Source organism: Nocardioides limicola, from assembly GCF_016827675.1.
GTDB classification, from domain to species: Bacteria; Actinomycetota; Actinomycetes; order Propionibacteriales; family Nocardioidaceae; genus Nocardioides; species Nocardioides limicola.
On the sequence record NZ_JAERJA010000003.1, the window covers coordinates 404,148 to 419,998 of the forward strand.

General features: G+C 68.4%; 16 protein-coding genes. 6 read left to right on the forward strand and 10 right to left on the reverse strand.

What is annotated here, in order from left to right:
- Nucleotides 1-95 precede the first annotated feature (95 nt).
- Both JKG67_RS08995 and JKG67_RS09000 read left to right on the forward strand, forming a co-directional pair.
- Nucleotides 96-596, forward strand: a complete 501-nt coding sequence (locus JKG67_RS08995) for a SigE family RNA polymerase sigma factor (RefSeq protein WP_203336942.1) — start codon at nt 96-98, stop codon at nt 594-596.
- Complete coding sequence (locus tag JKG67_RS09000) at nt 589-1,956, forward strand: hypothetical protein (RefSeq protein WP_203336943.1); 1,368 nt, start codon at nt 589-591, stop codon at nt 1,954-1,956. Before JKG67_RS08995 ends, JKG67_RS09000 begins: the two co-directional genes overlap by 8 nt.
- A gap of 96 nt (nt 1,957-2,052) precedes the next feature.
- On the opposite strand, the gene sucD is transcribed toward JKG67_RS09000, so the two are convergent.
- Both sucD and sucC read right to left on the reverse strand, forming a co-directional pair.
- Nucleotides 2,053-2,937: a succinate--CoA ligase subunit alpha gene (sucD, locus tag JKG67_RS09005; protein ID WP_203336944.1), complete on the reverse strand. Its 885-nt coding sequence runs from the start codon at nt 2,935-2,937 to the stop codon at nt 2,053-2,055.
- 14 nt (nt 2,938-2,951) lie between these two features.
- Complete coding sequence (gene sucC / locus JKG67_RS09010; protein WP_203336945.1) at nt 2,952-4,115, reverse strand: ADP-forming succinate--CoA ligase subunit beta; 1,164 nt, start codon at nt 4,113-4,115, stop codon at nt 2,952-2,954.
- A gap of 323 nt (nt 4,116-4,438) precedes the next feature.
- On the opposite strand from sucC, the gene JKG67_RS19065 reads away from it, so the two are divergent.
- A complete protein-coding gene (locus JKG67_RS19065) occupies nt 4,439-5,401 on the forward strand; it encodes a M23 family metallopeptidase (protein WP_203336946.1) in 963 nt (320 codons plus the stop codon).
- A gap of 36 nt (nt 5,402-5,437) precedes the next feature.
- Here JKG67_RS19065 and JKG67_RS19205 read toward each other — a convergent pair whose 3' ends face one another.
- Nucleotides 5,438-5,545, reverse strand: a complete 108-nt coding sequence (locus JKG67_RS19205) for a hypothetical protein (RefSeq protein WP_372442054.1) — start codon at nt 5,543-5,545, stop codon at nt 5,438-5,440.
- 739 nt (nt 5,546-6,284) lie between these two features.
- On the opposite strand from JKG67_RS19205, the gene JKG67_RS09020 reads away from it, so the two are divergent.
- Complete coding sequence (locus JKG67_RS09020) at nt 6,285-7,190, forward strand: hypothetical protein (RefSeq protein ID WP_203336947.1); 906 nt, start codon at nt 6,285-6,287, stop codon at nt 7,188-7,190.
- Between the two features lie 20 nt (nt 7,191-7,210).
- Here the strand turns inward: JKG67_RS09020 and pcrA are convergent, their stop codons facing one another.
- The 7 genes from pcrA to JKG67_RS09055 form a co-directional block, all read right to left on the reverse strand.
- Complete coding sequence (gene pcrA / locus JKG67_RS09025) at nt 7,211-9,559, reverse strand: DNA helicase PcrA (RefSeq protein ID WP_203336948.1); 2,349 nt, start codon at nt 9,557-9,559, stop codon at nt 7,211-7,213.
- A complete protein-coding gene (locus JKG67_RS09030; RefSeq protein ID WP_203336949.1) occupies nt 9,559-9,915 on the reverse strand; it encodes a hypothetical protein in 357 nt (118 codons plus the stop codon). The genes pcrA and JKG67_RS09030 overlap by 1 nt, the downstream gene beginning before the upstream one ends.
- Before the next feature lie 75 nt (nt 9,916-9,990).
- Complete coding sequence (locus JKG67_RS09035) at nt 9,991-10,875, reverse strand: RNA polymerase sigma-70 factor (RefSeq protein WP_203336950.1); 885 nt, start codon at nt 10,873-10,875, stop codon at nt 9,991-9,993.
- A complete protein-coding gene (locus JKG67_RS09040; RefSeq protein ID WP_203336951.1) occupies nt 10,868-11,464 on the reverse strand; it encodes a carboxymuconolactone decarboxylase family protein in 597 nt (198 codons plus the stop codon). The genes JKG67_RS09035 and JKG67_RS09040 overlap by 8 nt, the downstream gene beginning before the upstream one ends.
- Before the next feature lie 102 nt (nt 11,465-11,566).
- Nucleotides 11,567-12,001 carry a TA system VapC family ribonuclease toxin gene (locus JKG67_RS09045; protein ID WP_203336952.1) on the reverse strand — a complete coding sequence of 145 codons (435 nt, stop codon included), beginning with the start codon at nt 11,999-12,001 and terminating at the stop codon, nt 11,567-11,569.
- Complete coding sequence (locus tag JKG67_RS09050) at nt 11,998-12,279, reverse strand: hypothetical protein (protein ID WP_203336953.1); 282 nt, start codon at nt 12,277-12,279, stop codon at nt 11,998-12,000. Before JKG67_RS09050 ends, JKG67_RS09045 begins: the two co-directional genes overlap by 4 nt.
- Nucleotides 12,280-12,317: 38 nt before the next feature.
- On the reverse strand, nt 12,318-13,379 hold the full coding sequence (locus JKG67_RS09055; RefSeq protein WP_203336954.1) for an NAD(P)-binding domain-containing protein: 1,062 nt from the start codon (nt 13,377-13,379) through the stop codon (nt 12,318-12,320).
- Nucleotides 13,380-13,446: 67 nt separating this feature from the next.
- Between JKG67_RS09055 and JKG67_RS09060 the strand changes: the two genes are divergently transcribed.
- Nucleotides 13,447-15,153: a fumarate hydratase gene (locus JKG67_RS09060; RefSeq protein ID WP_307816486.1), complete on the forward strand. Its 1,707-nt coding sequence runs from the start codon at nt 13,447-13,449 to the stop codon at nt 15,151-15,153.
- 13 nt (nt 15,154-15,166) lie between these two features.
- Nucleotides 15,167-15,715 carry an NUDIX hydrolase gene (locus JKG67_RS09065; RefSeq protein WP_307816487.1) on the forward strand — a complete coding sequence of 183 codons (549 nt, stop codon included), beginning with the start codon at nt 15,167-15,169 and terminating at the stop codon, nt 15,713-15,715.
- Nucleotides 15,716-15,851: the final 136 nt, after the last annotated feature.

Below are 15,851 nucleotides of genomic sequence, written 5' to 3' on the forward strand. Positions count from 1 at the left end.
CCGCGGAAGAAGTTGCCGCACACTGGCAACCTTTCGGCTGCCACCGGCGTATACCGGACAGTGGCCGAGGTGGCCACCGGACGGGAGGAGCGCGCATGCAGGAGGCTGAGTTCGACGCCTTCTACGACCAGGCCTACCCACGACTGGTGCGGCAACTGGCTGCCCTGATCGGGGACGTGGTCGAGGCGCAGGACTGCGTCCAGGAGGCGTTCGTACGGGCGTGGTCCAACCGGGGCAAGCTGGACGCCTCCGAGCACCCAGAGGCGTGGGTGCGCACCACGGCGTACCGGCTGGCGGTGAGCCGCTGGCGACGCACCGTCCGCAGCCGTCGGACACCCGATCGGGCACTGCAGCAGGTCGGCTACGCGCGGGGCCCGTCCGAGGACCATGTCGCGCTGGTGGCGGCGCTGCAGCAGCTGCCGGCGGCACAGCGTCGGGTGCTGGTGCTGCACCATCTGGCGGACCTGCCGGTCCGTGAGGTGGCCCGCGAGGTCGGGGTCGCCGAGGGCACCGTGAAGGCTCACCTGTCCCGTGGCCGCGCCGCGTTGGCCGCGCTGCTGGCGCAACCCGTGAACACCGGAGGCACCGATGTCTGACCTGCATGGCTTCGATCCCGGGCCCCTGCCCCGCCCCCTGCCCGCCGCCGAGGTCCGCCGTCGCGGCGACCGGCTGCGCCGTCGACGTCGGCTGGCGACCACGGCGGCGACCCTGGCCGCGGTGGCCGTGATCGCCGCCCCCGTGGCCTGGTACGCCGGTGGGCTCAGCAACCAGGCGTCCCCGCCGCTACTCACCGACCCCGTGGAGACCCCGACCCCGACCCCGACCCCGGTGGTCCCCACCCTGGCCGTGGAGCACCTGATCAGCACCGAGGACACCGAGTTCGGGGGCGCCGGTGAGTGGAGCGGGGGCGAGCCGGCGTCCGAGGAGACGCACCTCCTGCACCCGTGCCAGCGCAGCCCCTTCTCCGCGCTGGGGGCCGTCGGCTACGTCGAGGCTGGCTGGCATGTCGAGTCCACCTTCACGCTCACCCAGACGATCGCCGAGTTCGGCTCGTCCGCCGAAGCCCGCGACGCCCGCGACCGGTTCGTCGACTGGCTGCTCGACTGCGAGCAGCCCCATGACGGCGAGGCGCCGGAACCGCTGGACTACACCGCTGGGGAGCTCGTGGAGGTGCCGCTGCCGGTCGACGGGGCCGCACACCTGGTCGACTCGACGTACCGCCTCGACATCACCGAGGGCGGCGAGAGCTTCTCACGGCACCGGATGGTGACCGGTCTGGCGGTCGTCGGGTCCCGGCTCACCGTGCTCACCTCCACGATGCCCGAGGCCGACTACCGCTGGGACCCCACCCAGGACATGGCACTGATGCTGGGCAGGGCTGCGGAGCAGCTCGGCGGGGAGGCCGCGAGCCATCCCTGGGTGACCGCGATCCCGGGTGACTTCCCGATCGACCTGGGTCTGTTCACCGACGGGGACGGTCATGTCAGCGGGCCCTCCCAGGACGCCGAGGGAGCCGACATCCGGGTGGTCTGCGGCGCGGGCAGATACCTGGACCGGTGGCTCGACCGGGTGGCGGTGCGGTCTTCGGGCCCCGAGTACGCCGATGCCCGGGAGCTGCTCACCTTCCCCGACGCCAGGACCGCGCAGGCCGAGCTGGGCGACCTGCGTCGGGCGATCGAGGACTGTCCGACCGAGGGCGCATCCCCCGCCCGGGTGTGGACCGTGCACGAGGGCGCTCAGGTCGGCGAGGAGACGCTGATCGTGTCACGCACCCTCGACGTTGGCACCGGGGAGAACGTCTTCCTGCTCACCCGGTTCGACAACGCCCTCCTGGTCCTCGACGCTGGCGGCGAATGGACGCTGGACAGCACCGTCGACGCCGGGATCGATGACCTGGTGGCACTGGCCGACGCCTTCGCCCCGCACCTGTGCCAGTTCCTGGTCGACGGCTGCTGAGACCCCCGCGGGGGTTGGGCGACCAGGAACGGGACGGCAGCGAAATGGCAGAGGCCGCCGGCAGATCGCCGGCGGCCTCCACAGGTGAAGCGAGTCTCAGCCCTGCAGGATCTCCCGCATCAGCTGGGCAGCCTCGGACGGGGTCTTGCCGACCTTGACGCCGACCGCCTCGAGTGCCTCCTGCTTGGCGGCTGCGGTGCCCGAGGAACCGGACACGATCGCACCGGCGTGACCCATGGTCTTGCCTTCCGGTGCGGTGAAGCCAGCCACGTAGCCGACCACCGGCTTGGTGATGTGCTCAGCGATGTAGGCAGCGGCACGCTCTTCCGCGTCGCCACCGATCTCGCCGATCATCACGATCGCGTCGGTCTCCGGGTCGTCCTGGAACGCCTGCAGTGCATCGATGTGGGTGGTACCGATGATCGGGTCACCGCCGATGCCGATGCAGGACGAGAAGCCGAAGTCCCGCAGCTCGTACATCATCTGGTACGTCAAGGTGCCCGACTTGGACACCAGACCCACTCGCCCGGCTTTGGTGATGTCGGCCGGGATGATGCCCGCGTTGGACTTGCCGGGGCTGATCAGACCGGGGCAGTTCGGACCGATGATCCGAGTGGTTCCCTTCGCCTCGGCGTACGCACGGAACTCCGCGGTGTCGTGCACCGGGACGCCCTCGGTGATCACCACGGCGAGCCCGATTCCGGCGTCGACGGCCTCGATCGCGGCAGCCTTGGTGAAGGCGGGCGGCACGAAGAGCACCGACACGTCGGCACCGGTGGCCGCCATCGCCTCAGCAACCGAGCCGAACACGGGCACCGAGGCGCCGCCGTTGAACTCGACCGACGTACCGGCCTTGCGCGGGTTGACGCCACCGACGATCTGGGTGCCTGAATCGAGCATCCGCTGGGTGTGCTTCATACCCTCGGAGCCGGTCATGCCCTGGACGATGACCTTGCTGTTCTCTGTGAGGAAGATTGCCATTTGTCTCGTTCTCCTCAGGCGTTCGCCAGCTCGGCGGCCTTGTCGGCCGCACCATCCATGGTGTCAACGAGGGTGACCAGCGGGTGGTTGGCCTCGTTGAGGATCCGGCGACCCTCCACGACATTGTTGCCGTCCAGTCGCACGACCAGCGGCTTGGTGGCTTCGTCGCCGAGCTTCTCGAGCGCGCCGACGATGCCGTGGGCGACCGCGTCACAGGCGGTGATGCCGCCGAAGACGTTCACGAAGACCGACTTCACCTGCTCGTCACCGATGATGATGTGCAGACCGTTGGCCATCACCTCGGCCGAAGCACCGCCGCCGATGTCGAGGAAGTTGGCCGGCTTGACGCCGCCGTGCTTCTCGCCGGCGTACGCGACCACGTCCAGGGTGGACATGACCAGGCCCGCGCCGTTGCCGATGATGCCGACCTCGCCGTCGAGCTTGACGTAGTTGAGGCCCTTCTCCTTGGCTGCCAGCTCGAGCGGGTCGGCGTCCTCGATGAGGACGAAGTCCTCGTGGTCGGGGTGCCGGAAGTCCGCGTTCTCGTCGAGCGAGACCTTGCCATCGAGTGCCTCGAGGGTGCCGTCGGCCAGCTTGACCAGCGGGTTCACCTCAACGAGTGTGGCGTCCTCCTTGACGAAGACGTCCCACAGCTTCTTGATGACGTCCTTGGCCTGCTCGGCCACCTCGGCCGGGAAGCGGGTCGCCGCCACGATCTCGGCTGCCTTGGCGTCGTCGACGCCGACCTGCGGGTCGATCGCGACCTTGGCAACCGCGTCGGGGTTCTCCACCGCGGTGACTTCGATCTCGACGCCACCCTCGATCGAGGCGATGCAGAGGTAGTTGCGGTTGGCCCGGTCAACGAGGAACGAGAAGTAGTACTCGTCGGCGATGTCGGCGGCAGGCGCGATGAGCACCCGGTGCACGGTGTGGCCCTTGATGTCCATGCCGAGGATCTCCTCGGCCTTCGCCACTGCGTCAGCCGGGTCGGTGGCGAGCTTGACGCCTCCGGCCTTGCCACGGCCACCGATCTTGACCTGAGCCTTGACGACAACCCTGCCGCCCTGCTCCTCGGCCGCGGCGGCTGCGGCGGCTGTTTCCGTGATCACGGTGCCGATGTTCACCGGCACTCCATGCTTGGCGAAGAGCTCCTTCGCCTGGTACTCCATCAGGTCCACGATTCACCCATTCTTTTGGTATGTGGTGGTTCCATCCACAGGGACCGGGCGAACCAGGTCCACGGGAGTCCTTCCTTCCGCACCTTAGACCCGATCACCCCGATCGGCCCATCGGGGTCGGCTACTGGACGGTATAGGGTGATCGACGTCACGCTGCTCGGGTCGTGGCGCCAGAGTCGTTGTGCCTGACTCGACTGGGCCCATCGTTTCACCTCGACGGTGTTGATCGGTTAGAGTCTGGTTCGCCGTACGTCATCCACACCTGCTGCAGAGGACCCATGGGCAACCACCGCGCGGATCGCCGAGCACCACGGCGACCCTCGGTGTCGGCTGCCCCGGCGAAGGCCGCCGTCTCTGCCTCGCTCAGCCCGGTCAGCCAGAGCCCGGCAACCCAGGGATCGGTCACCCAGCGCCCCGTCGGCCATCGCGCCGCCCGGCCCGCTCCGGCCACCCGAGCGGCCGCCTCGGCCAAGCGGTCGGCCACCCCGGGCAAGCGGGTCGCCGGCAAGCGGGTCGCCAAGCGCCGCAGCCCCCTGCTCGCTGCTCTCCCGTCGACACCGATCCTGGTCGGCGTGGCTGCCCTGGCAGTCTCGGCCACCGGCGCGATCAGCGTCGCCCAGTCCACGTCCCTGGACACCGTTGCCAGCACGAGTGGGCACATGTCGCTTCAGGCCAGCGCCCTTTCCGGCTCGGCGGCGATCAGCCAGGTCAGCACGTTGCAGGAGCGGGCCGCGGCGGTCAGCCGCGACTCACGACGCGACGCCCTCAACGACGCCGCCGGCGAAGAGGTCCAGGAGCAGGCCGAGGCGCAGGCTCGGCAGCGTGACGCTGCACTCACCCAGTTCGCCCGGCAGGCCGAGCAGCATGCCAAGAAGACGGCTGAGAACGCGTGGGTCCTGCCGGTGACCAACTACCGGCTCACGAACACGTTCGGGATGGCCCGCCGCTACTACAGTTCCGGCTACCACACCGGCCTCGACTTCGCGGCCCCGTACGGCAGCCCGATCATGTCGGTCGCCAACGGCGTCGTCACCGAGGCCCGCTACGACGGCGCCTACGGCAACAAGATCGTGGTCACCCTCGAGGACGGCACCGAGATCTGGTACGCCCACATGTCGGCGTACGGTGCCCGCGTGGGCGACAGCGTCCGCGGCGGTGAGGTGATCGGGTACGTCGGCTCCACCGGGCAGTCCACCGGCCCCCACCTGCACATCGAGGTGCGCCCCGGCGCGGGCGACCCCACGGACCCGTACACGGCCTTCCTGGTCAACGGTCTGCGTCCCTGAGCACGTCGACCTCCCGATTCGGCCGCGGGGCCCGCGTCAGAGCTTCTCCACCGGGGCGTAGCGCAGCAGCAGTCGCTTGACCCCCTCGGAGCCGAAGTCGATCGAGGCCATCGACTTCTCCGCGACCCCGTCGACGGCGACCACCGTGCCCAGCCGTCCGCCCTTCGTCCTCCCGGCCCATGATGCCGCTGGAGTGGGGCAGCACGTGCAGGGCGCGGAGGGGTGCGGACACGCAGAAACCCTCCCCTACTGCACCCTTCTCGGGATTCGCGCCCTAGGGTGAGACGAACCATCTCGGGGGCCCACCAGGAGCCTCCAGTAGGAACGGGGATCCTATGCACGCCAAAGCGCTTGTGCCATTCTGCCTGCTCGCACTGACTGCATCGTTGCTGTTGACTCAGCCTGCGTCGGCGTCGGCGTCGACACAGGCTGAGCCTGGAGTTCAACCCGAGAAGTCGTACACCTGCGGACCGGCCTCGTTGCGAAACATGGTCCGTATCCTGAACGGCGTAGCCAACGATGTGTCCGGTCCCGCGGGCGGCGGAAAGCGCCTCATCGTATGACCTTCAGAACCGTCGCGGTGGTGATCGCGACAATGCTTGCGGCCACCGGGTGCGCCGCTGAGAGAGACCCCACCGGCCCTCGTGAGCCTGCCGGAGCCACTGTGTCCCCGAGCGGACAACCGCCCAGCGCCCGGCCCAGTGTCGAGGTGGATTCAGAGACTCAGGGTCGCCTGAGGTCAGGCGAGGGCGCAGGCCTCAAGTGGCGCCAGATTCAGACCACGACCTTGCCATTCCCGCAAGTGAACAAGGTGCGGGTAAGAGGCGATGACGTGGTCTTCGCGTACCCGCAGTCAGGCGACCAGCCCAATTCCATCGGCCACATGGACATCGAGACCGGCGAGTTTCGATCGGTAGCGAAGACGAACTACCCGTCAGGTCTTATCGACTGGCTCGCGATCACCGGCGACCATGTCGTCTACATCGACAGCGAGTCTGTCCCCGACACCTTCGGTGGTGACCCGCTTCGCTGGCAACTGTGGGCAGTCAACCTCCGCACCGGAGAATCGGAGTTGATTGACGAGTCGGGTCCAGCTGGCTCCATGGAGGGCATCGCGCAGAACGCCGACGACGAACGAGTTGTCTGGGTTCGCTGGGCCGATCCGCTAGATCCCCGGAAGGGCATGCGCATCGAGCAGTGGGAACCAGGCACCAAGCCCAGCGTGGTGGCGGCCGATCTCCGGATAAGCAGCGCCACCGTCTATCCATCGACTCACGGGGTCGTCTACCCGTCTCTGTCACGCGGACAGGTGAGAGGAACCAGTCGGCAAGACCTGCACCTGCTCGGCGAGGACGGGGTCTCCACGCCGCTCACTAGCAGCGGCTTGCTCATCGACTTCACGGTCAACGACGACCGCCTGACTTGGACCGAGTACTCAGATCCGCGCAGTGTGGCGGAGCCCGCGGCTGAGCCGTACAAGATCTTCACGCGCAGGCTCGGCGACCCGAAGGCCGAGTCTGTTCAGGTTCAAGAGGGCTACAGCGACGGAAATGCGGTGGCAGGTGAGTCTTTCGTCGCCTGGTGGCCGCAGGGGCGGGGCATCGAAATGGCGGCTGTTCCAGCTTCAGGCGGCACTGAAGCCTCGGTCCCGGACTCCGTCCGCCTCGTGATGCAACGCAATGTCTCGGCTCGGCTCGATACTGACGGTGATCGCTTGGTCTTTGCCTCGACCCTTGGAGGCAACAAGACCCGCATTCACGTCCTGACCGTCCGTGCGACTCGTAGGTGACGCCACGAGCCGGCTGACCCTCACAGCTTCTCCACCGGGGCGTAGCGCAGCAGCAGTCGCTTGACCCCCTCGGAGCCGAAGTCGATCGAGGCCATCGACTTCTCCGCGACCCCGTCGACGGCGACCACCGTGCCCAGGCCGAAGGTGTCGTGCTGGACCCGATCGCCGGGTGACAGTGCCGGGATCGGCCTGGACTTCCTGGCCTTCGCCGTCGCGTCGGCTCGCGCTGCCGCGGCGGTGAAGTTGCGGCGACCCGACGCGGTCGGCGTCCCCAGTCCACGGGGCGCACCGCCTTCGTAGGAGGAGTACGACGGGCGGTTCCACTGGGTCTGCTCGGCAGCGGTCCGACGCCAGTCGACCAGGGTGGCCGGCAGTTCGTCGAGGAACCTGGAGGCGGGGTTGTGCGAGGGGGCACCCCACGCGGACCGGACCACGGCCCGGGTCACATACAGCCGCTCCCTGGCCCGGGTCAGACCCACATAGGCGAGCCGACGCTCCTCCTCGAGCTCGGGCCGGTCCCCCAGCGACCTCGAGTGCGGGAAGATGCCGTCCTCGAGGCCGGTCAGGAAGACGACGGGGAACTCCAGCCCCTTCGCGGTGTGCAGGGTCATCAAGGTGACCATCCCGTTGTCGACGCCGTCGGGGGCATCGGGGATCTGGTCGGCGTCGGCGACCAGGGCGACGCGCTCGAGGAAGTCGTTCAGGTCCGGCGTGACCAGGCCCGCCTCGACGTCGGCCGGGTCGGCGGAGGGGCCGGGCACCGGGTCGTCGGCGAACTCGCGGGCCACCGCCACCAGTTCGGCGAGGTTCTCCAGCCTGGTCTCGTCCTGCGGGTCGTCGGAGGCCTCCAGCTCGGTCAGGTAGCCGCTGCGGTCCAGCACCGTCTCCAGGACCACGTCGGGACGCTCGCCCGCCTCGACCATCTGCTGCAACTCATCCGCCATGTCGGTGAAGCCGCGGATCGCGCTCAGGGACCTGGTGGCTACGCCGGGCGCCTCGTCGGCGCGGCGGAGTGCTTCGAAGAAGCCGATCCGTTCGCGATCGGCGAAGGCCTGCACGCAGGCCTCGGCTCGCTCCCCGATGCCGCGTTTGGGGGTGTTCAGGATGCGGCGCAAGGAGATCTCGTCGGCCGGGTTGGCCAGGAACCGCAGGTAGGCGAGCGCGTCGCGGATCTCCTTGCGCTCGTAGAACCGCACCCCGCCGACGACCTTGTAGGGCATCCCGAGGCGGATGAACATCTCCTCGAAGACCCGGGATTGGGCGTTGGTGCGGTAGAAGACCGCCACGTCACCGGGCTTGATGCCGTGCTCGTCGGTGAGGGTGTCGACCTCTGAGCTGACGAACCTGGCCTCGTCATGCTCGTCGTCTCCCACGTAGCCGACGATCTTCTCGCCGGGGCCGACGTCGGACCAGAGCCGCTTGCGCCGCCGGCCGTCGTTGTGGTCGATCACCGCGTTGGCGGCGTCGAGGATGGTCTGGGTGGAGCGGTAGTTCTGCTCGAGCAGGATGGTGGTCGCGTCCGGGAAGTCGGATTCGAAGTCGAGAATGTTGCGGATGTCGGCGCCTCGGAAGGCATAGATCGACTGGTCGGCGTCACCGACGACCATCAGCTCGCTCGGCGGCAACGCCTCATGGCCCGGCAGGTCGCCCTCGGGGTCAGCGGCGCAGAGTTGGTGGATCAACGCGTACTGAGCGTGGTTGGTGTCCTGGTATTCGTCGACCAGCACGTGCCGGAACCGTCGCCGGTAGTTCTCCCGGACGTCGGGGTGCGCGGCGAACAGGTTCACCGTCTCCATGATCAGGTCGTCGAAGTCGAACGCGTTGGCGGCGCGGAGCCGCTGCTGATAGAGGCGGTACGCCGCGACGTACTGCTCCTCGGTGCGGGTGGCGGGCTCGACGTCATCGGCACCCACGAGCTCGTTCTTGCGGTCCGAGACCCAGTTCAGCACGGCGCGGGGCTGGTGCTGGCGGGGGTCGAGCTCGAGGTCCTTGCAGACCAGCGTCATCAGTCGCTTGGAGTCGGCTGCGTCGTAGATGGAGAAGTTCGACTTGAAGCCGAGCAGCTTCGCTTCCCGGCGAAGGATCCGCACGCAGGAGGAGTGGAAGGTGGAGACCCACATCACCGCGGCTCGGGGGCCGACCAGTTCGGTGACTCGTTCCCGCATCTCGGCGGCGGCCTTGTTGGTGAAGGTGATGGCCAGGATGGAGCCGGGGTGGGCGCCACGCTCAGCGATCAACCAGGCGATCCGCCGGGTGAGGACCCGGGTCTTCCCCGAACCCGCCCCGGCGACCACCAGCAACGGTGGCCCGGCATGGGTGACGGCGGCTCGTTGCGAGTCGTTGAGTCCGTGGAGTAGGTCCGTCGGCATCAGACGTGGGCGGGTGACCACATGACGGCGACCACGACGTTGATCACGGAGATCGCGAGCAGTCCGACGTAAAGGCCTTGGGGGATCCGTGGCTTCCGCAGGTTGGCCATCACCAGGATCAGCAGGATGAGGCCGATCGCGAACTTGACCCCGACCTTGGCGTGGTTGACGTCGCCGTCGCCGGCCTCGAGGAGACCGACCAGCAACAGTCCGGTGAGGAAGGCCGTGCCGACCCCGTCCCGGATGATCCCGGTGATCCTCTTCTCGTCGTCTCGCACCTGGGCGAGCAGGCCACCGATCAAAGCAGCGATGGCGAGGATGTGGATGACGAGGAGGATCAGACGGAGGGTTTCCATGAGACCGAAGGTTATCCGGTCGGCCCGACAGCCTGGGGCAGCAGGCGGGTGAGCGACCGCCACACACCGGCGGACTCACCGTGCCAACTCGGTCTCCTGTCGCGCATGGGCCAGTTTGTGCGGGTTGCGCATCACGAAGATGCGGCTGATGAGCCCGTCCTCGACCACGACACTGACCACGGTGTCCAGCACGCCGCCGATGTCGACGCGCGCCCCGGGGGCGCCATTGAGCACGGCCGGAGCCAACACGGCACCCTCGGGGGCGGCGCGCCTGGCGAAGAAGCTCAGGAAACGGCTGACCACGTCCGCGCCGGCCAGCGGGACCCGCGCAGCGACCACGACCCCACCGCCGTCGGCGATCAGCACCACGTCGGGTGCGAGCACGTCGAGCAGGCCCTGCAAGTCACCGTTGCTGACTGCGGCCAGGAACCTCTCCACCACCTGCTCCTGCTCAGAGCGGGCGACCTCGCGCCGTGGCCGGCGAGCCGCCACATGTTCGCGGGCCCGGTGCGCGATCTGCCGCACCGCGGCCGGTGACTTGCCGACCGACTCGGCGATCTCGTCGTACGGCACGTCGAACACCTCCCGGAGCACGAAGACGGCCCGCTCGTACGCCGTCAACGTCTCGAGCACGGTCAGCATGGCGATCGACACACTGTCGGCCAGCTCCACGTCCTCGGCCACGTCCGGGCTGGTCAGCAGCGGCTCGGGGAGCCACTCGCCGACATACTCCTCGCGGCGACGGGACAGGGTGCGGAGCCGGTTGAGCGCCAGCCGAGTGACGATGCGCACCAGGTAGGCGCGCGGGTCGCGAACCTCGGACTCCTCGACATCCGCCCACCGCAGCCAGGTCTCCTGGACGACATCCTCGGCGTCAGCTGCGGAGCCGAGCATCTCGTAGGCCACCGTGAAGAGCAGGTTGCGGTGCTCCACGAACGCGTCAGTGCCCGAGTCACTCATGGGCAGACTCTACGGCGCCACCGACCTCCGCCATAGGCTTCAACCCGCAGGCTTCGGCGAAGCCGTCCGACTCGACACCGAAGGCGACGTTGCCGCGGGTGGTGAGGTTGGCGAAGGCGATCGCGGCGGTCAACTCCACCAGGGCCGCAGCGCCCAGGTGCTCCAGCAGCACCGCGGCCATCTCGTCGGTCACCGTGGGGGGCGTGTGGGTCATCGCCTCGGCGTAGCCCATCACCTCCCGCTCCAGCGGAGTGAACACGTCCGACTCCCGCCACCGGGGCACCTCGCGGGCCTTCTCGAGGTCCAGGTGCTCGTTGTGAGCCTGGAAGTAGTTGAAGTCCAGGCACCAGGTGCAGCCCACCTGGGCGGCGACCGCCATGTGCGCGAACGTCTTCAGCTGGGCATCGCAGGTGTTCCACTTGTCGACCTTGCCGCCGATCCCGAAACTGGCCATCAGCACCTTCGGATTGTGCCAGTAGACCCCTAGCAAGGTCGGCGCCTTCCCCAGCTTCTTGGTGGCCATCCGCGTGATCAGCCTCCCCTTCAGGCCGGTGATCTCTGCCGGGGGGATACGGGGTGTCTGGGTCATGACTGCTCCTCAATGTGTCGGTTTCGACATGAAGACACCGCCAAGGCCCCGGATGTGACAGAAGGTTGCGCATCGATGAGGTGGCTCATCAGCGGAGCGAGTTCAGACGACCACCACGTCCAAGCCCTCGTAGGTGAGGAAGTCGGTGTCCGTAGTGACAAGTCGCGCACTGGCGGCTACGGCGAATGCGGCCAGGTACGCATCCATCCACACCTTGGGCGAGGACGTGCTCCGGGCGGCGAACCGCATCCAGTGCGCCTCTACACCAGGAGGCTCAGTCGAGAAACTGACGCGAGGGTCTGCGGAGATCTGGGCGAGGGCCACCTGCGCCTCCACGTTGGTGAGCGGCCTGCTGGCGTAGGACTGGAACACCGCCGCGGTGCTGAGCAGGCGAAGCAGGCTCTGCTGCGTCGATCGGCACACCAGCAGGCTGTCGGGCTCCTCGACCGCGGAGAGCCACTCCAACGCCCGCGAGTGGTTGGCATGACCGGACAACGTCAACGCGAGCCACACGTTGGTGTCGACCAGGTGTTTCAACGCGTGTCCCGATCACCTGCGGTCCACTCGGCCTCCTGAGCAGTGAGGATCTCGGAGGCCCGCTGTGGGGTGAGTTCGGCGCCAGCGGTCGCTTCTCCCGTGAGCACCAAAGGAAACGACACCCTGACCTCGTGTTCGGGCCAGACGTAGTCGGGTGCCCCGTGCATCGCGGAGCGGAGGAGTTCCGTCACCACGTCCTTCATCGATCGGCGCTCCTGGGCAGCCCGCACCTTGATCTCGACGATCAGGTCGTCGGGGAGTTCGAGAGTCGTCTTCACGGACCCATATTACCAGGAATATGGGTTTACGGGTCACGCTAGGCCGCGTCCCGCAACCGACGGCGTACGGCGAGTGCGGCGGCCCGGCCGGCTCGGTTGCCGCCGATGGTGCTCGCCGAGGGGCCGTAGCCGACGAACTGCACCCGAGGATCCGCGGCCGCGGTCACGGCCGTCTGTACGTCGCTGCTGCCGGCCAGCAGCGCGACCCCGCCGTGGGCGCTGCGAAGGTGCAGCGGGGCCAGGTGCCGGATCGCGGGCCGGAAGCCGGTGGCCCACACGATCGCGTCGACCGCCTCGAAGCTGTCGTCGGCCCAGCGCACTCCGTCGGCCTCGATCCGGGCGAACATCGGTCGCCGTCGGTCATACACGCCCAGCCGCGCCGCCTGCTGCTCCTGAGGTCGCAACGCCAGGCCGGTGACACTGACCACGCTCGCCGGCGGCCGTCCGTCACGGACCCGCTCCAGCACCTGACCGATCGCGTCCCGGCCGGCGTTCTCGTCGAACTCCTGGCGCCACATCGGTTCCCGGCGGGTCACCCACAGCACGTCGGTGCGCGGTGCCAACTCGCCGAGGAACTGCACCGCGGAGGCGCCGCCGCCGACGACCAGCACCCGCTTGCCGTCGAAGTGCTCCGGACCCGGGTAGTCGACGGTGTGCCACTGCTCGCCAGCGAAGGTCTCCGCGCCCGGGTAGTTCGGGATGAACGGCTGGGTCCAGGTGCCGGTGGCGTTGACCAGCGTCCGGGTCACCCAGGTGCGTTCCCCCGCGTGCACGATCAGCAGGTCGCCGTCACTGGTCACCCGGTCGACCAGGACGGGTCGCACCACCGGGAGGTCATGCTCGCGCTCGTAGCGGTCGAACCAGGAGGCGACGACGCGGTTGGCCGGGGCGTGGTCCCGCTCGGGTGCGGGCGCTTCGGGCAGATCGGCGACGCCGTGCACGTCGCTCATGGTCAGCGAGTCCCAGCGGTGTTGCCACGCACCCCCGGCCCGCTCATTGGCGTCGAGCAACACGTGATCGATGCCGAGACGACGCAGGTGGAAGGAGGCGGACAACCCTCCCTGTCCCGCTCCGATCACCACCGCGTCGTAGATGTGCATGAAGGGTCAACCATCTGGTGGGCGCCGCTATGCCCACCAGCGCGCCGACGGCGTATCCTCAGGCACCGTGGCTGACGCAGAGTTCCGGTACTCCGACCTCCTTCCCACGGGTGCCGACGACACCCCCTACCGCCTGATCACCACCGACGGTGTCGAGACGGTCGACGGGCCCGATGGGCAGACCTTCTTGAAGGTGAGCCCCGAGGCGATCCAGCAGTTGACCGCGGAGGCGATGCACGACATCAGCCACTACCTGCGGCCGGCGCACCTGGCGCAGTTGCGCAAGATCATCGACGACCCCGAGTCTTCGGGCAACGACCGGTTCGTGGCGCTGGACCTGCTCAAGAACGTGAACATCTCCGCCGGTGGCGTGCTGCCGATGTGTCAGGACACCGGCACCGCGATCGTGATGGGCAAGAAGTCCGAGGGCGTGCTCACCGGCGCCGACGACGCGGAGTGGATCAGCAAGGGGGTGTACGACGCCTACACCAAACTCAACCTGCGCTACTCCCAACTCGCGCCGCTGACGACGTACGAGGAGAAGAACACCGGCACCAACCTGCCGGCCCAGATCGAGCTCTACTCGACCCCGGCGGCGCCCGGCAAGGCACCGGAGTACAAGTTCCTCTTCATGGCCAAGGGTGGCGGCTCGGCGAACAAGTCGTTCCTGTTCCAGGAGACCAAGGCGATCCTGAACCCGACCCGGCTGTTGAAGTTCCTGGACGAGAAGATCCGCAGCCTGGGCACCGCCGCCTGCCCGCCGTACCACCTGGCGGTGGTGATCGGTGGCACCAGCGCCGAGTTCGCACTGAAGACCGCGAAGTACGCCAGCGCGCACTACCTCGACAACCTGCCCACCGAGGGGTCGATGAGCGCCCACGGGTTCCGCGACCTGGAGCTGGAGGACGAGGTCTTCAAGCTCACCCAGTCCTTCGGGATCGGCGCCCAGTTCGGCGGCAAGTACTTCTGCCACGACGTGCGGGTGGTGCGCCTCCCCCGCCACGGCGCCTCCTGCCCGGTGGCGATCGCGGTCTCCTGCTCCGCGGACCGGCAGGCGCTGGGCAAGATCACCGCCGAGGGCGTCTTCCTGGAGCAGTTGGAGATGGATCCGGCCCATTACATGCCTGATGCCGGGGTCGCCGAGGACATCGCCGGCGGTGAGGTGGTCAAGATCGACCTCAACCAGCCGATGAGCGAGATCCTCGCCGAACTCTCCAAGCACCCGGTGAAGACCCGGCTGTCGCTGACCGGCCCACTGGTGGTGGCCCGCGACATCGCGCACGCCAAGATCCAGGAGCGACTCGATGCCGGCGAGGAGATGCCCGACTACCTGAAGAACCACCCGGTCTACTACGCCGGTCCCGCCAAGACGCCGGCCGGGATGGCCTCGGGGTCGTTCGGGCCGACCACCGCCGGACGGATGGACTCCTACGTCGACGCGTTCCAGGCCGCCGGCGGTTCGATGGTGATGCTCGCCAAGGGCAACCGGTCCAAGCAGGTCACCGAGGCGTGCGACACGTACGGCGGCTTCTACCTCGGCTCGATCGGCGGCCCGGCCGCACGGCTGGCCCAGGACTGCATCAAGAGCCAAGAGGTCATCGAGTACCCCGAGCTCGGCATGGAGGCGATCTGGAAGATCGAGGTCGAGGACTTCCCGGCGTTCATCGTGGTCGACGACAAGGGCAACGACTTCTTCACCGATCCGTCCGGCGCGGTGACGGTGCCGCTGAGCTCGCTGCAGTCCGCGGGCATCCGGGTGCGGTCGGCTGAGTGATCCCGGCGATGCGGTGAGCCGCTGGGATCGACTGCTGGATCCGGCCGACGCGGTCGGCATGTCGGCGTTCGGCAACACCGACGCCGCCGTGCTGGTGCCCGTGTACGACGACGGGGCGTCGCTGGTCGTCGTCCTCACCGAGCGGCGGGCGGACCTGCGGCGGCACGCCGGTGAGATCTCCTTCCCCGGTGGCCGCCGCGACCCGGGTGAGGACCTGATGACCACCGCCCTGCGCGAGGCCCATGAGGAGATCGGTCTGGACCCGGCCGAGGCCACGGTGGTCGGCGCACTGCCGCCGACGACCACACTCGTGACCCGCTTCCGCGTCTACCCGTTCGTGGCCCAGGTGCCGGCTCGGGACCCGGACGCCTGGCGGCTGCAGGACGACGAGGTGGCGAGGGTGCTGCACCTGAACCTCGACGACCTGCGGGCGGGTCGTCGGATGCGGCCGCTGCCGCGGCTGGGCGTGCCCGTGCCCACCGTCAGCTTCACTGTCGACGGCCACCTGGTGTGGGGCGCCACCGCCCGAATGATCGACGGGCTGCTGCGCCGCCTGGAGTGAGTCCGCGGGTCGGCAGCGCCCTCGGTGATCGAGTGCCGCCGAGCCTGCGAGGCGGTGTGCTGCCTCGGTGATCGAGTGCCGCCGAGCCTGCGAGGCGGTGTATCGAGATCACCAACTCCGCGGACACTCGACCACC

Bases quoted from the DNA above. Each gene is read 5' to 3' on its own strand.
- JKG67_RS09035 (WP_203336950.1), bottom strand. From the start codon at position 10,875: ATGAGTGACTCGGGCACTGACGCGTTCGTGGAGCACCGCAACCTGCTC.
- JKG67_RS09000 (WP_203336943.1), top strand. From the start codon at position 589: ATGTCTGACCTGCATGGCTTCGATCCCGGGCCCCTGCCCCGCCCCCTG.
- pcrA (WP_203336948.1), bottom strand. From the start codon at position 9,559: ATGCCGACGGACCTACTCCACGGACTCAACGACTCGCAACGAGCCGCC.
- JKG67_RS09020 (WP_203336947.1), top strand. From the start codon at position 6,285: ATGGACATCGAGACCGGCGAGTTTCGATCGGTAGCGAAGACGAACTAC.
- JKG67_RS09055 (WP_203336954.1), bottom strand. From the start codon at position 13,379: ATGCACATCTACGACGCGGTGGTGATCGGAGCGGGACAGGGAGGGTTG.
- JKG67_RS08995 (WP_203336942.1), top strand. From the start codon at position 96: ATGCAGGAGGCTGAGTTCGACGCCTTCTACGACCAGGCCTACCCACGA.
- sucD (WP_203336944.1), bottom strand. From the start codon at position 2,937: ATGGCAATCTTCCTCACAGAGAACAGCAAGGTCATCGTCCAGGGCATG.
- JKG67_RS09040 (WP_203336951.1), bottom strand. From the start codon at position 11,464: ATGACCCAGACACCCCGTATCCCCCCGGCAGAGATCACCGGCCTGAAG.
- JKG67_RS09030 (WP_203336949.1), bottom strand. From the start codon at position 9,915: ATGGAAACCCTCCGTCTGATCCTCCTCGTCATCCACATCCTCGCCATC.